The organism is Micromonospora sp. NPDC047465 (assembly GCF_040643125.1).
GTDB lineage: Bacteria > Actinomycetota > Actinomycetes > Mycobacteriales > Micromonosporaceae > Micromonospora.
Genome location: NZ_JBEYTP010000009.1, coordinates 153846 through 167005, shown reverse-complemented (window position 1 = coordinate 167005; position 13160 = coordinate 153846). Strand labels below are relative to the sequence as shown.

Genomic DNA, 13160 nt, shown 5'->3' with positions numbered 1-13160 from the left:
TGGGGCGGGGCGCGGCTCAGGCCGGCGGCGGCTCGTCGAGCCGGACGACCAGGTCGGCGGCGTGCGCGGTGCCCGCCACCAGGGCGGCGTTGGCCTCGTCGCTGCCCGTCGCCCACGCCCGGGCCTGCTCCGCCGACCGCCCGTACGCCTGGTGCCGGGCGGTCAGCCGGCGCAGCCGCAGCTCGGCGTCCAGGTCGAGGAACCACGCCTCGTGCAGCAACGACCGCACCTCGTCCCAGGGCGGCGCACCCAGCAGCAGGTAGTTGCCCTCGGTGACCACCAGCCGCACCGACGGCGGCACCTCGATCGCCCCGGCCACCGGCTCCTCCAGGTCCCGCCGGAACGCCGGCGCGTAGACGGCGGTCGGCTCCAGCCGGCGCAGCCGCCGCAGCATCGAGACGTAGCCGTTGGCGTCGAACGTGTCCACGGCGCCCTTGCGCTCGGCCCGGCCCAACCGGTGCAGCTCGGCCTGGGCCAGGTGGAAGCCGTCCATCGGCACCAGCCGAGCGGCGGGGCCGACCGCCTCGACGATCCGCTCCGCCAGCGTGGACTTGCCCGCGCCGGGCGCCCCGACGATGCCGAGCAGCTGACGCGGGCCGGCGTCGGCGAGGGCGCGCGCCCGCGCGACCAACTCGTCGACCCCGACGACCCGGGCGGTCGTCATCAGCCGAGAACCGGCTCGCTGATCGCGAACCGCGCCTGCACCGCCGCCTGCACGGTCTGCGGCTGCGGGTCGAGCTCCAGCTCCGGCGGCCCGCCCTCGGCGCCGCCGCCCGTCCCGTACGCCATCCGGCTCATCATGGGCCGCTCCGCCGCGCCCGCGTCGGCCAGCTCGATCAGGGCGGTCACCCGGGCGCCGAGCGCCTCCGCGTACTCCCGGGCGCGCAACAGCGCGTCGGCGATCGCGGCGTGCCGGGCCTCCCGGTGGGCCGGGCTGTCCGGCCGCAACGACCACCACGGCCCGGCCACCTCGACCTGGTCCTGGTCGGCCAGGCGCAGCATCAGGTCGCCGAGCGCGGTGAAGTCGCTGACCGTCACGGTGGTCGCCACGCTGCCGTGATACGCGACCACGCGCTCGCCGGAGCGCCGGGTCTCCGGCCGGACCCGCAGCTCGCCGGTCTCCCGCCGGTCGATCGCGGGGCCGTAGCCGTCGAGCAGCACCCGGACGGCGGCGGCCCGCTCGGCCAGCCGGGTCAGGGTGGCCTCCCGGTCCCGGTCGCGGGCCGTGGCGGTCACCGTGAACCGGGCGATCTCGGGAGGGACCTCCCGGTACGCCTCGCCGCGCACCGCCACCACCGGCCCGTCCACCATGCCCTCACCCTAACCGCGCTCCCGTCCGCCCGCCCGCCCCGCGCGGGAAGCGACGCGGGCGACGACCGACCGACGTGCCGCGGCGCGCCGACCGTCCTCGGCACCGGTTCGCAGGCGCAGGAGACCCTGCGGGCCGCCCGGTCAGGCGGGGTCGGCGGATTCCGGGAGGTGGCCCGTGTAGGCGACGGTGCCGGGGCCGACGCGGCAGCCGGTGAGGTGCCCGCCCGCCTCGCCCAGCGCCACCAGGTACGCGAGCTCGTCGGCGTGGTCCCCGCTCGTCGGGAACTCCCGCCGGGACGCGTGCAGATCCCGGTCGAGCAGGGCCGTCCGCAGGTCGCGGGCCTGCCGGTAGCCCTCGACGAGCGCGTCCAGGTCGTCGCGGACCAATGCCGCCGACAACTCGTCCAGGAAGGCGCGCACCCGGTCGAGCTGCCGGACCACCTGCTCGCGGTTGTGGAACAACATGTCCGCGGTCCGCCTCGCGGGCGTACCGGCGATCCGGGTGCCGTCCCGGAAACTGCCCGCGGCGAGCCCGAGCACGGCGTCCCGGACGTCCGACCGGGCCACCGCCCCGGCGAGGCTGCCGGCCAGCAGGTGGGGGACGTGGGACGACAGGGCCACCACCGCGTCGTGCACGGACGGGGACATCGGCACCACCCGGGCCGCGAAGACGTCCACGACGAGGCCGGCCAGGAGCCGGAACGCGTCGATGCCCTCCGGCGCCGGGCAGAGCACCCAGGCCGCCCCCTCGAACAGCGCCGGCACGGCGGCGGTCAGCCCGAACCGCTCCGTGCCGGCCATCGGGTGCCCGGGGACGAACCGGCCGGTCAGGCCGCGCTCGACGGCGAAGGCCGCCAACCCGCCCTTCGTGCTGCCCACGTCGGTGACCACGCAGCTCTCGGGCGTGTGGGCGACGACGGTGACCAGGGCGTCCGGCAGGGTCGGCAGCGGCCCGCAGAGGAACACCAGGTCACGGTCGCGCACCGCCTCGACCAGTTCGTCGGGGAAGGCGATCCCCCGCCGGCGGCCCTCCGCCCGGGTGGCCTCGTCGGGATCCCAGCCGGCGACGTCCACGCCCGCCTCGTGCAGCCGCACCAGGATCGACCCGCCGATGAGGCCGGTGCCCACCACGGCGGCCCGCAACGACCCGCCGGGTCTCTCACGCATCAGGCACCTCGGCGTTTCGGTCGGTACATGTCGAGAACGCCCCGACTCGCTTCGGCGCCGAGGATATCGCTTTTCCAGTACCCCTTCATCTCCCGCTCGCCGAGCGGTGTGAGGGTCAGCATGCCGCTGCGCGGGGCGTAGTCCTCGTGCGCGTCACCGATCTTGTAGATGAGTTCGAGCTGGCCCTTGTCGTACGTGACGCCGACGGACGAGACGGTGGCGAAGCAGCGGGCGACGAACCCGGGCTCGCGGCGGACCGCCGCCAGGGCGTCCTGCTCGGTCCGGTAGAGCTGGACGGAGTAGGTCAGCTCACCGCCACGCAGGCCGATGTGGGCCACCCCCCAGGTGCCCGACGACGACTCGTAGACCCACCGGCCCAGCACCGGGTGGGCCCAGATCAGCAGGAACAGCCGCTGCACCACGCCACCGATGAGGGCCAGGCTGAGCGCGGACACCAGCACGGCCAGCACCTTGGCCCCGCTGTCGCGCAGCTCGGCCTGCCGGAGCACGGCGACGTTCAGCACGCCGAAGATCACGGCGGCCGTCGCCAGGGACGCCTGCCGCACGCCGTCGATGTTCCGGTCCCGCAGCAGCGGGTGCAGGTAGCGCACCTCAGCCCGCCCTCGCGCCGGACCGGGACGCCCCGGCCTCGCTGGCCGGTCGACCGGCCACCCGCACACCACCGTCCATCGCCACGCCCCCCGACCTCGACCTGTCCGGGCGCGCGCACGACCGCGACGTGACGCAAGATCACATGCGAGGCCCGCGGCAGACTACCGCTCGGGCGGCGCCCTGGGCGACCCCGTCGAGCCCACCGCTCCCGGCCGGCGCCGCGGTCGTGCGGCAGGCCGCCGCAGGAGGCGCCACAGTCGCGCGGGGTCAGCCGCGCAGCCGGCCGGCGACCGCCGCCACGTGCGCGTCGGACTCGGTCAACGCCACCCGGACGTGCTGCCGGCCGCCCGGGCCGTAGAGGGCGCCGGCGGCGGCCAGGATGCCCCGGCGGGCCAGCCAGTCGACGGTCTCCCAGCAGTCCTCGCCCCGGGTCAGCCAGAGGTAGAGGCCCGCCTCGGAGTGCTCGACCGTGAAGCCGGCCCCGGTGAACGCGGCGTGCAGGATCTCCCGCCGGGCACGGTAGCGCTCCCGCTGCTCGTCGGCGTGCCGCTCGTCGCCCAGCGCGGCCACCATCGCGGCCTGCACGGGCGCGGGCACGATCATGCCGGCGTGCTTGCGGACCTTGAGCAGCTCCGCCACGAGCGCCGGGTCGCCGGCGACGAACCCGGCCCGGTAGCCGGCCAGGTTGGACCGCTTGGAGAGCGAGTGCACCGCCAGCACGCCGTCGTACGACCCGCCGCAGACCTCGGGCGAGAGCACCGAGACCGGCTCGGCGGACCAGCCCAGGGGCAGGTAGCACTCGTCGCTGGCGACCACCGCGCCGCGCTCCCGGGCCCAGTCGACCACCTTGCGCAGATGGGCCGCCGGCAGCACCCGCCCGGTCGGGTTGCCCGGCGAGTTGACCCAGACCAGGCGCACCCGGGGGGTCGGGCCGACCGCGGTCAGCGAGTCGGCGCGCACGACGGTGGCGCCGGCGAGCCGGGCCCCGTCCTCGTACGTCGGGTAGGCGACCGACGGCACCACGACGACGTCACCGGGGCCCACCCCGAGCAGGGTGGGCAGCCAGGCGACGAGTTCCTTGGAGCCGATCGTCGGCAGCACGCCGAGGCCGTCGACGCCCGCTCCGCAGGCCCGCGCTACCCAGGCGGCGATCGCCTCGCGCAGCGCCGGCGTGCCGGCGGTCAGCGGGTAGCCCGGGGCGTCGGACGCCTCGGCGAGCGCCCGCCGGATCACCTCGGGCACCGGGTCGACCGGCGTGCCCATGGAGAGGTTGATCAGGCCCTCCGGGTGCGCCGCGGCCAGTGCGGCCGCGGCGTCCAGGGTGTCCCAGGTGAACTCGGGCAGCCGCGACGAGACCGGCGCGGGGCGGTTCAGTGGCCCTCGCCGCGCGGCGGCTGCGCGGCGACGAAGGACGCGTCCTTCTCCACCTTGCCGATCTTCGAGGCGCCACCGGGCGAGCCCAGGTCCTCGAAGAACTCGTAGTTGGCGCCGGTGTAGTCCTTCCACTGCTCCGGGACGTCGTCCTCGTAGAAGATCGCCTCGACCGGGCAGACGGGCTCACAGGCACCACAGTCGACGCACTCGTCGGGGTGGATGTAGAGCATCCGGTTGCCCTCGTAAATGCAGTCGACCGGGCACTCCTCGATGCATGCCTTGTCGAGCACATCCACGCACGGCTCGGCGATGATGTAGGTCACCGGTCTTCTCCTCCGCAAGACACGCCGCGATCACCCGCGACGGTAAGAGCCTAGTATCTCGCCGGGGAGGGGGTCGATCGTGCTCCGACAGCAGGATGTGGGACACCGGATCGTGGTTCGCCGGATTGTGGGGATTCGCGAAGGCCGACCCCTCTTCTCGGACGCCCTCGGCGAGCTGGTCGAGCTGAGCGAGACCCATCTCACTCTCGCCACCACGCAGGGCCGGCTCCGGGTCCCGGTGGCCGAGGTGCACCGGGCCAAGCGGGTGCCGCCGACCCGCCGGCCCACCGCCGCGGCCGTGACCGAGTTGGAGCTGGCCGCCGACGAGGCGTGGCCCGCCGCCGTCCGGGGTCGGCTCGGGGACTGGCTGCTGCGCGCCGCCGACGGCTGGACCGGCCGGGCCAACTCGGCGCTGCCGGTGGGCGACCCGGACCGTCCGCTGCCCGCCGCGCTCGACGCGGTGGAGCGCTGGTACGCCGACCTCGGCCAACCGGCGCTGGTCAACACCCCGCTGCCGCTCGCCGCCCCGGTCGGCGCCGAGTTGGACGCGCGGGGCTGGGGCAGCGGCCCGCCCGTGCTGGTGCAGACCGTGCCGCTGGCGGGGCTGCCGCCGGCGGCCGCCGGGTCACCGCCGGTCGAGCTGGCCGCCGCGCCGTCGGACGACTGGCTCGCCGTCGTCGCGGGCAGCAAGGGCGGCCTGCCGGACGCCGCCCGGCACGTGCTCACCGCCGTGGGGCAGGTCCGCTTCGCCCACGTGTACGCCGACGGCGCGCTGGTCGCCGTCGGCCGCGGCGCGGTCACCGGCTCGGGGCGCTGGCTCGGGCTCAGCGTGATCGAGGTGCGACCCGAGGCGAGGCGGCAGGGCCTGGCGGGCCGGGTCATCCGCGCGCTCGCCGACTGGGGCGCCGCGACCGGCGCCTCGCGCGCCTTCCTCCAGGTCGAGCAGCGCAACACCCCGGCGGTGGCCCTCTACCGGACCTTGGGCTTCACCACCCACCACACCTACCTCACCCGCACCGCCCCGCGCTGACCGCACCGCCCTCCGCCGCGTACGGGAGGCGCACCCGCCCTCCGGGCGGGGCCGTGCCCCAGCTGTGAGGGCAGCTCGACAGGGCCGAACAAGGGGCATGGTGCCGCCCCGAGCGCCCCGGCCGCCCGGCGCGCGCCGGTGGACCGGCGCGGCGCGCGGGTCAGCGGCGGACGACCTTGCGGGGCTTGGTGGCCTTCAGCTCGGCGTACCGCTTGAGGGACTGCGAGCGGTGGTCGAGGCCGAGCGCCGTGAGCAGCAGGTAGCCGAGCAGCACCCCGACGCCGGTGGCCGCGAGGTAGAGCCAGATCTGGGCGAAGAACGTGCCCGCGCCCCCGCCGAACGGGTTCTCCCCGACCAGCAGCGGCCCGACCAGAACCGTCAGCAGCAGCGCGACGCCGACCGCGGCGGCCATGTCGGACCCCCAGGCGGCGACCGGCCGACGTTTGCCCCAGAGGAAGGCGACCACGGCCAGCACCAGCCCGATCACCGCGAACATCCCGAGCGACACCCGGTCGGCGGCGGTGGTGTCGTCGCCGTCGAAGCCGAACCGGATGACCAGCCGGGCGACCACGTTGACCCCGAACAGCGCGACCGCGAGTATCCCGATCGCGCGCCACCGCTCCCTCATCGCACGCCTCCCGCCGTACCGCCCGCCTCCGCGGCGGGCTTCCTGGCAGGAATGTCTACCACCGGAACCTGGGTGTCGTCAGTCCCCCGGACGGACGGGCGGCTGCGCCAGGACCTGCCGGAAGCCCATCACCGCGAAGGTCATCGCGCCGGCCACGATCATCGCCAGGCCGACCCAGTTGTCGCCCGCGACGAGCAGGTCCCCCTCGGTGGTGCGGACCGCCGCGACCGCCATCAGGACGAACCAGGGCAGCGCGGGCAGCGCCACCGCCCAGCGACGGCCGACCGCCTCGTGGGCGAACCAGCTCAGCGCGATGTTGGCGGCGACGGCGAGGACCACCGAGACGCCGATCAGCTGCCCGCCGACCCGGAGCGTGGCGAGCAGCAGCTCCAGCACCGCGGTCAGCACCCCGCCGAGGACGGCGACCAGCCCACCGGCCACCCGCAGGGCCAGGTCGAGCAACAGCCGGGACCGGCCGGGCGGCGGTGGCGGGGCGCTCTCCTCGGGGACGACCGACATCGGCGCGGCGGGCAGCGTCACCGGAGGCCGGCCGCCCCGACCGGGGACCGGTCCGGGCCGTCGGCGACGTCGAGCCCGGCGAAGAGGTCGTCCTCCCAGCCGTACGGCCCGCTGCCCGGGCCCTTCTCGCCCATCGCGAGGGTGTAGTACTCCACGCCCATGAACTCGCTGCCGAAGTTGCCGGCGATCGAGTAGAGCCAGGAGGTGTCGGGGATCTGGGTGGCGTGCGCGCGCATCGCCGCCTCCTTGGCGGCGTGCTGGTCGGTGGCGTCGATCCGCGCCGCGATCTGCGCGTCCGGCGTGCAGAACGGCAGCTCGGTGGCCTGGTCGATGCCGGCGAAGGGGTTGTCCGACGAGCCGCCGAAGTGCTCCATCCCGGCTTCCAGGACGCTCTGCGGCATGGCCGTCCAGTAGACCTTCGCCGGGGCGATGCCCTCGGCGCGGGCCAGCTCGACGGCGCGCATCGTCACCCGGTGCGCCTGGATGTGGTCGGGGTGCCCGTAGAAGCCGTTGTCATCGTAGGTGACCACGACCTGCGGGCGTACCTCCCGCATGATCTCCACCAGGTGGCCGGCGGCCTCGTCGAGGTCGGCCTGCCAGAAGGCCCGGGGGTGCTCGTTGGTGGCGAGCCCCATCATGCCGGAGTCGCGGTAGCGGCCGGCGCCGCCGAGGAAGCGGTGGTCGGTGACGCCGAGCGCGGCGCACGCGGCGTTCAGCTCGGCGATCCGCCACCCGCCGAGCTGGTCCGCCTCGGCGGCGGCGAGCTGGGCCAGCGCCGGCACGTGGATCTCGCCCTCCTCGCCGAGCGTGCAGGTCACCAGGGTGACGTGGGCACCGGCGGCGGCGTAGTGCGCCATCGTCGAGCCGGTGCCGATGGACTCGTCGTCGGGGTGCGCGTGGACCAGCAGGAGGCGGCGGTCGGGCAGCGTCGTCACGGTGGTCACTCTATCCGGCGGTTCTCCTCCGCCGGCCGTGACGCGTCCAGGCAGGTCGGCCACATCACCCCCGGCGCCGCTCTACGATCTGGCCTGTGGACTTTCCGGAGCTGGCCGCCCGCACCCGCCGGTTCAGCCGCGGAGCGCCGCGCGCGGTCGCCGTGGCCGACGACGGCTCCCGGGTGGTCTTCCTGCGCTCGGCCGGCCCGGAGGACCCGGCCGACGCGCTCTGGCTGCTGGACGTGGCGACCGGCGAGGAGCGGCTGGTCGCCGACCCGGCGGCGCTGCTCGGAGCGGACGCCGACGCCGACGCGCTCAGCCCCGGCGAGCGCGCGCTGCGCGAGCGGCTGCGGCTGAGCGCCTCCGGCATCGGCTCGTACGCGCTGGACGCCGCCGGCCGGGTGGCGGTCTTCGCGCTGGCCGGGCGGCTGTTCCGGGCCGACCTGGTGCACGGCGACGTGGTCGAGGTGGCCACCGTCGGCCCGGTGCTCGACCCGCGGCCCGACCCGACCGGGCAGCGCCTGGCGTACGTGACCGACGCCGCCGAGGGGGTCCGCCGGGGTCAGCTGCGGGTGGTCGAACACGACGGCACGGACACCCTGCTGGCCGGCGAGGACTCCGGGGTGACCTGGGGGTTGGCCGAGCACATCGCGGCCGAGGAGTTCGACCGGTTCCGCGGCTACTGGTGGGCGCCCGACGGGCGCTCCGTGCTGGCCGCCCGGGTGGACGAGTCCCGGCTGGACCGCTGGCACCTGCACGACCCGGCCGACCCGGCGAGCCCGCCGACCACGGTCGCGTACCCCCGGGCGGGCGGCCCGAACGCCGAGGTCAGCCTGCACCTGCTCGACCTCGACGACGGCTGGGTCGACGTGCACTGGGACCGGGAGACCTACCCGTACCTGACCGCGGTGCACTGGGCCGACGGCGGGCCGCTGATCACCGTGCTGCGCCGTTCCCAGCAGCACGGCCTGGTGCTCGCGGTCGACCCGCGTACCGGCGAGACGCAGGTGCACGCCGAACTGGCCGACCCGCGCTGGGTGGAGCCGATCCCCGGCACCCCGGCGCACCTGCCGGACGGCCGGGTGCTGGTCGGCGGGGAACTGGCCCACGACGGGTACGACGCCCGCTGCCTCTTCGCCGACGGGACCCTGCTCACCCCGCCGTCGCTCTACGTGCGACGGGTGGTGGGGCGGCTGCCCGGCGGCACCGGCCCGGCCGACCTGCTGGTGGAGGCGAGCGACGGGGAGCCGAGCGAGCGGCACCTGTTCCGGGTGCGCACCACGATCGGCGGCGGCGTCGACGCCCGCCGGATCACCACCGACCCGGGCTGGCACACCGCCGCCGTCGGCGGGGACGTGCTGGTGGTGGGCAGCGCCTCGCTCGACCACCCGGGCACCCGGTGGACGGTGTGGCAGGGCGAGCGCGAGGTGGCCGTGCTGCGTTCGCTCGCCGCGACCCCGCCGTACTCGCCGCTGCCGCTGCTGGAGCGGGTCACCGACCGGCGGCTGCCGACGGCGGTGCTCTACCCGGACAACTACGTCACCGGGCGGCGGCTGCCGGTGCTGCTGGACGTCTACGGCGGCCCGGGGCACCAGGAGGTGCTCGCCGCCCGCTCGGCCTGGCTGGAGCGCCAGTGGTGGGCCGACGCCGGCTTCGCGGTGGTCACCGTCGACAACCGCGGCACCCCGGGCGTGGCCCCCTCCTTCGAGAAGGCGATCCACCGGCGGGTGGCCGACGTCGTGCTGCTCGACCAGGTGGACGCGCTCACCGCGTTGGCCGGCAAGCACCCCGACCTCGATCTCGGCCGGGTGGCCGTGCGCGGCTGGTCGTTCGGCGGCTGGCTGGCGGGGCTGGCGGTGCTGCGGCACCCGGAGCTGTTCCGGTGCGGCATCGTCGGGGCGCCGGTCACCGACTGGGCGCTGTACGACACCGCGTACACGGAGCGCTACCTGGGCCTGCCGGAGGACGGCACGGACATCTACGCGCACCACTCGCTGGTGGAGCTGGCCGGCGAGCCGGTGGCCGATCCGGAGTCGGCCCGGCCGCTGCTGCTGGTGCACGGCCTGGTCGACGACAACGTGGTGGCCGCGCACACCCTGCGCCTGTCGGCGGCGCTGCTGGCGACCGGCCGGCCGCACTCGGTGCTCCCGCTGACCGGGGCCACCCACATGGCCGCCGGCGGCACCGCGGAACGCCTGCTCAGGCTGGAGCTGGACTTCGTCCGCCGGCACCTCTGACGGCCGCCGGGCACGGGCCGGGACGGCCGGACCGGTGCCGGCGGGCCAGCGGCGTGGCAGGCGGCGCCGGACGCGCGGAGGCCCCGGTCGACGACGCTGTCGACCGGGGCCCGTCCGTGGGGTTGGTGCCTGAGGGTTACTGCTTGACGTACGCGTTCACGAAGGACGGGTAGCCGAAGACGCTGGAGACGAAGACCCCACCGGCCTTGGAGCCGTGCACGAGGTAGGCCACGTCGACGTAGAGCGGCACGACCGGGGCGTGCTCCTTCATGATCCGCTCGTCGAGCTTGGCCCACTCGGGGCCCTGCTCGGCCGGCGGCAGGGCCAGGATCCGGTCGAACTCGGCGTTGATCGCCGGGTCGTTGAAGAACGCGCTGTTGCTGTTGCCTTCGGGCTTGATGGTGCGGCCGTCGTAGAGCACCGGCAGGATCGAGGCGCCGCTCGGCCAGTCCGCCGCCCAGTTACCGATGTACAGGTCCCAGGGGTTGTCCTTCTTCTTGACCTCGTCGAGCTTCGAGTCGTCCGGGATGTTCCGGACGGTGATCTTGAAGCCGGCCCGCTCCAGGTTGCCCTTGAGCTGGGTGGCGATCTGCTGCTCGCTCGTGTTGTCCGCGACGCCGAGGACCAGCTCCGGCGTCTGGCCGCCGAGCAGCTCCTTGGCCTTGTCGACGTTGCCGTTGGCGCCGGCCGGGTAGGCGTCGTACGCCTTGAAGCCGATCGTGGACGGCGGCATCAGCGTGGTCATCGGCGCGGCGACGGTCTGCCCGCCGACCGACTTGATCAGGCCCTCGCGGTCGATGGCGTAGTTCAGCGCCTGGCGGACCTTCAGGTCCTTCACCCGCTGGTTGTTGATGACGAGCTGGTTGGAGCTCGGCGTCGGGGAGAGGATGGTCCGCTCCTTGAGCGCCGGGTCGTTGGCGACCTTGGCGACCAGCGAGGCGGGCACGTAGTTGAAGGCGACGGCGCTCTGGTCGGCGCCGTTGTCGGCGATCACCCGGTTGTTCGCGGCGTCGGCCGTCGCGCCGAAGCTCCAGACGAACTGGTCCGGGTACTGGTGCCGCACCGGGTCGGTGTTCGGGTCCCAGTGCGGGTTGCGGTCCAGGGTGATCTGCACGCCGACCTGGTTCTTGGCGATCTTGTAGGGACCGGACGAGAACGGCTGGTGGTCCAGGTTGACGCCGGTGTCCTTGTCGGCCGGCAGCGGCGCGGTGGTCGGCAGCGAGACCGCGAACGGCAGGTCACAGCGGGGCTTGGCGAACTCGAAGCGCAGGGTCTTCGCGTCCGGGGTGCTCAGGCCCGGGGGCAGCGAGGTCTTGTTCTTCTTGAAGTCCCACTTGGTGTCGAACTGCGGGCTGTCGGCCAGCCACTCCTGGATGTAGGTGGGGCCGCCCGACAGGTCCGGGTCGAAGGAGCGGGCGATGCCGTACGCGATCTCCTTGGAGGTGATCGGGCGGCCGTCCTCGAACTTGACCCCATCCTTGATCTTGAATTCCCAGACCTTGCAGTCGTTGTTGACGTTGGTGCCCGGCGTCTCGGCCAGGTCGCCGACGAGGACCAGGCCGCCCTTGCCGTCGTCCTTCCACGTGGTCAGGTAACGGGAGAACAGCGGCGACGTCATCAGGCCGGCGAACGAGTACGTCCGCTGCGGGTCCAGGTGGGAGATGGGGGTCTCCCGGATGATGGTGAAGGTGCCGCCCTTCTGGGCGCCCGGCACCTCGGCCGCCGGACCCATGGAGTCCTTCGGGTCGGTCGCGATGACCCCGGTCTGCTGCCGGTTGGTGTCCACCGTGGTGCCTTCGCCCGTGTTCTCCGAGCACGCACCCAATGCCACAACCAGTGCGATCGCGCCGCCTGCGGCGGCCGCCACGCGTGGTCGCATCTCCTACCTCCTCCACCCAGGTGCCGCCGGGCGTGAACGCCGACGTCCCGAGGATCGTAAAGAAGAAAACCTACGAGTTGTGTAACAGTTGTCGATAAATTTCACCGCCGTCCGACCGGCGGACGCCCGGGGCGGGCGCGCCGGCCGGGACGGGCGGGTCACCCGAGCCGTACGCGGGGGTCGATGGCGGCGTAGAGCAGGTCGACCAGCACGTTGGCGATCACCACGAAGACCGCCGAGATGAGCACGGTCGCCATGATGGTGGGCAGGTCGCCGGCGCGCACCGCCTCGACGGCGGTCCGCCCCAGCCCCTGGATGCCGAAGGTGGTCTCGGTGATCACCGTGCCGCCCAGCGCCGCCCCGACGTCCAGGCCGGCGATGGTGACCACCGGAGTGATCGCGGCGCGCAGCGCGTGCCGCCCGTACACCTTCGGTTTCGCCAGGCCCTTCGCCCGCGCGGTGCGCACGAAGTCCTCGGAGAGCGTCTCCAGCATCTGTGCCCTCGACAGCCGGGCATAGATGGCGGAGAAGAGGAAGGCCAGCGCGACCCAGGAGAGCACCAGGCCGCTGGCCCACTTCAGGGGATTGTCGAAGATCGACGTGTAGCTCGGCACGGGCAGCAGGCGCAGGTTGTAGACGAAGACCAGCAGCAGCACCGCGCCGACGAAGTAGAGCTGGAGCGAGGCGCCGGTCAGCGAGAAGCCGATCGCGGCCCGGTCGAGCCAGGTGCCCCGGCGCAGCGCCGAGACCATGCCGAGGCCGACGCCGAGCAGCAGCCAGAGGATCGCCGCCGGGATCACGATGCTCAGCGTCACCGGCAGCACCCGGGCGATGGTGTCCAGCACCGCCTCGTTGTTGACGTACGACCAGCCCAGGCAGGGCGCGTCGCACCGGCCGCCCTGGGCGCTGCCCAGGTCCCGCCCGGTGAAGATGCCCTTCATGTAGCCGGCGTACTGGGTGATCAGCGGGTCACGCAGGCCCAACTCCTCGCGGACCCGCTCCAGCCGCTCGGGGTTGCAGTTCTTCGGGCACATGCCGCTGACCGGGTCGCGGGGCAGCGCGAAGAACATCAGGAAGGTCAGCACGCTCACCGCGAACAGGGTGAGCACCGCGGAGAAGATCCGCTTGATCAGAAAGCGCGTCAT

13 protein-coding genes are annotated in these 13160 nt (G+C 74.2%); 2 read left to right on the top strand and 11 right to left on the bottom strand.

From position 1 onward, the window contains the following. Positions 1 to 16 precede the first annotated feature (16 nt). From ABZ793_RS11735 to fdxA, 6 genes are all read right to left on the bottom strand, one after another. A complete protein-coding gene (locus ABZ793_RS11735) occupies positions 17 to 664 on the bottom strand; it encodes a nucleoside/nucleotide kinase family protein (RefSeq protein WP_350703877.1) in 648 nt (215 codons plus the stop codon). Beyond that, positions 664 to 1311 carry an SIMPL domain-containing protein gene (locus tag ABZ793_RS11730; protein ID WP_357455620.1) on the bottom strand — a complete coding sequence of 216 codons (648 nt, stop codon included), beginning with the start codon at positions 1309 to 1311 and terminating at the stop codon, positions 664 to 666. Before ABZ793_RS11730 ends, ABZ793_RS11735 begins: the two co-directional genes overlap by 1 nt. A gap of 141 nt (positions 1312 to 1452) precedes the next feature. Next, positions 1453 to 2478, bottom strand: a complete 1026-nt coding sequence (locus ABZ793_RS11725; protein ID WP_357455617.1) for a prephenate dehydrogenase/arogenate dehydrogenase family protein — start codon at positions 2476 to 2478, stop codon at positions 1453 to 1455. Next, on the bottom strand, positions 2478 to 3089 hold the full coding sequence (locus ABZ793_RS11720; RefSeq protein WP_357455614.1) for a hypothetical protein: 612 nt from the start codon (positions 3087 to 3089) through the stop codon (positions 2478 to 2480). The genes ABZ793_RS11725 and ABZ793_RS11720 overlap by 1 nt, the downstream gene beginning before the upstream one ends. Positions 3090 to 3357: 268 nt before the next feature. After that, positions 3358 to 4464, bottom strand: coding sequence for a succinyldiaminopimelate transaminase (gene dapC, locus ABZ793_RS11715; protein ID WP_357455689.1), 1107 nt, complete (start codon positions 4462 to 4464; stop codon positions 3358 to 3360). Continuing rightward, complete coding sequence (fdxA, locus tag ABZ793_RS11710; RefSeq protein ID WP_089005361.1) at positions 4461 to 4787, bottom strand: ferredoxin; 327 nt, start codon at positions 4785 to 4787, stop codon at positions 4461 to 4463. The genes dapC and fdxA overlap by 4 nt, the downstream gene beginning before the upstream one ends. 79 nt (positions 4788 to 4866) lie before the next feature. Here fdxA and ABZ793_RS11705 point away from each other — a divergent pair, with 79 nt between their 5' ends. Continuing rightward, positions 4867 to 5817 carry a GNAT family N-acetyltransferase gene (locus ABZ793_RS11705; protein WP_357455610.1) on the top strand — a complete coding sequence of 317 codons (951 nt, stop codon included), beginning with the start codon at positions 4867 to 4869 and terminating at the stop codon, positions 5815 to 5817. Between the two features lie 160 nt (positions 5818 to 5977). Here ABZ793_RS11705 and ABZ793_RS11700 read toward each other — a convergent pair whose 3' ends face one another. The 3 genes from ABZ793_RS11700 to mshB form a co-directional block, all read right to left on the bottom strand. After that, positions 5978 to 6445 carry a hypothetical protein gene (locus tag ABZ793_RS11700; RefSeq protein ID WP_350703886.1) on the bottom strand — a complete coding sequence of 156 codons (468 nt, stop codon included), beginning with the start codon at positions 6443 to 6445 and terminating at the stop codon, positions 5978 to 5980. Between the two features lie 78 nt (positions 6446 to 6523). Further along, positions 6524 to 6964, bottom strand: coding sequence for a hypothetical protein (locus ABZ793_RS11695; RefSeq protein WP_357455686.1), 441 nt, complete (start codon positions 6962 to 6964; stop codon positions 6524 to 6526). 17 nt (positions 6965 to 6981) lie between these two features. Further along, entirely contained in the window at positions 6982 to 7908 is a 927-nt protein-coding gene (gene mshB, locus ABZ793_RS11690) for an N-acetyl-1-D-myo-inositol-2-amino-2-deoxy-alpha-D-glucopyranoside deacetylase (protein WP_357455606.1), read from the bottom strand. An 86-nt stretch (positions 7909 to 7994) separates the two neighbouring features. Between mshB and ABZ793_RS11685 the strand changes: the two genes are divergently transcribed. After that, positions 7995 to 10136: a prolyl oligopeptidase family serine peptidase gene (locus tag ABZ793_RS11685; RefSeq protein WP_357455603.1), complete on the top strand. Its 2142-nt coding sequence runs from the start codon at positions 7995 to 7997 to the stop codon at positions 10134 to 10136. A gap of 136 nt (positions 10137 to 10272) precedes the next feature. Here ABZ793_RS11685 and ABZ793_RS11680 read toward each other — a convergent pair whose 3' ends face one another. Together ABZ793_RS11680 and ABZ793_RS11675 are read right to left on the bottom strand one after the other, a co-directional pair. Beyond that, positions 10273 to 12015: an ABC transporter substrate-binding protein gene (locus ABZ793_RS11680; protein WP_357455600.1), complete on the bottom strand. Its 1743-nt coding sequence runs from the start codon at positions 12013 to 12015 to the stop codon at positions 10273 to 10275. Between the two features lie 158 nt (positions 12016 to 12173). Further along, a complete protein-coding gene (locus tag ABZ793_RS11675; protein ID WP_357455597.1) occupies positions 12174 to 13160 on the bottom strand; it encodes an ABC transporter permease in 987 nt (328 codons plus the stop codon).